The sequence below is a fragment of the Nostocoides veronense genome (assembly GCF_039531185.1).
Lineage (GTDB): Bacteria > Actinomycetota > Actinomycetes > Actinomycetales > Dermatophilaceae > Nostocoides_A > Nostocoides_A veronense.
Map to the genome: position 1 here is coordinate 1 of NZ_BAAAPO010000071.1, position 1,512 is coordinate 1,512.

A 1,512-nucleotide genomic window follows, 5' to 3' on the forward strand; every position below is an offset into this window, starting at 1 on the left:
GACGGTCGGGATTTGTGCCCTAGCCGGGGGTCCTATCGTGTCCTCGTGGCCCCGTACGTGCGCACTGTGAAGACGTCTTCGGGGGCGACGGCGGTGCAGATCGTGTACTCGAACCGGCGAGGCGCCCGGACGATGGAGCACATCGGGTCGGCGCACACGCAGGCCGAGCTGGAGCTGTTGAAGGCGGCCGCGCGGCAGAAGCTGGCCGCCGGGCAGGGCGAGCTCGACCTCGGCCTGAGCGGCTTGGCGCCGCGGCAGGGTGGCCCGTTGCCGATCACGTCCTCGCGGATGGGGCACTTGTGGGACGCGCTCGAGCACGCCTACCGGGTCTTGGGGTTCGAGGCCGCGGCCGGCGACCCGGTGTTTCGGGGCCTGGTGCTGGCGCGGATCATCGAGCCGACCTCGAAGCTGGACTCGGCCCGGGTGCTGGAGGAGGTCGGCGTGAGCGCGCCGGCCTACCGGACGGTGACCCGGCGCCTGCCGGTCTTCGCGCAGGAGGACTTCCGCAGGAAGTTGGCGGCCGCGTGCGCTCGGCAGGCCGGGCTCGGCCCGGCCAGCCTTGTCCTGTACGACGTGAGCACGCTCTACTTCGAGACCGACGCCGGTGACGGGTTCCGCGAGCCAGGCTTTTCCAAGGAACGCCGGCTCGAGCCGCAGATCACCATCGGGCTGCTGACCGACCACACCGGCTTCCCGCTGATGGTCGAGGCGTTCGAGGGGAACAAGGCCGAGACCCTGACGATGATCCCGACGATCCAAGCGTTCATGGCCGCGCACGGCCTGCCGGACGTGACGATCGTCGCGGACGCCGGGATGGTGTCCGAGGCGAACAAGAAGGCGATCGAGGCCGCCGGCCTGTCGTTCATCATCGGAGCGAGGATCCCCCAGGAGCCGTACGTCATCACCGCCTGGCGGGAACGACACCCCGACGCCGAGATCCCGGACGGGCACGTCTTCACCCAGCCCTGGCCGGCCGGCCCGACCGATGCCCGCCGTGACCACACGTTCTACTACCAGTACAAGCACGACCGGGCCCGGCGCACCCTGCGCGGGATCGACGAGCAGGTCGCCAAGGCCGAGAAGGCCGTCAAGGGCCAGACGCCGGTCAAACGGAACCGGTTCGTCACCCTCACCGGGGCCAGCAAGTCCGTCAACCGGGCGCTGGAGGCCAAGGCCAGGTCGCTGGCTGGGATCAAGGCGTACGTGACCAACCTCGACCCCGCCGTCGCTGACGCCGACTTCGTCATCGGCGCCTACCACCGGCTCTTCCAGATCGAGCGGAGCTTCCGGATGTCCAAGCACGACCTGCAGGCCCGCCCGATCTTCCACCACAAGCGCGAGAGCATCCAGGCGCACCTGAGCGTCGTGTTCGCAGCGTTGGCTGTGAGCAGGTGGGTCGAGGACCAAACCGGCTGGAGCATCAAGAAATTCGTGCGGACCGCCCGCCGCTACCGCACCATCGAGATCCAAGTCGGCGAGCAGACCATCACCGCCGAGGAACCGCTACCCGAC

The 1,512-nt window shown here is 69.2% G+C and carries 1 protein-coding gene; it reads left to right on the top strand.

Annotation, left to right across the window (positions count from 1 at the left end):
- Positions 1-45: 45 nt before the first annotated feature.
- A partial coding sequence (locus ABD225_RS18525; protein WP_425564505.1) for an IS1634 family transposase occupies positions 46-1,512 on the top strand: 1,467 nt, incomplete at its 3' end.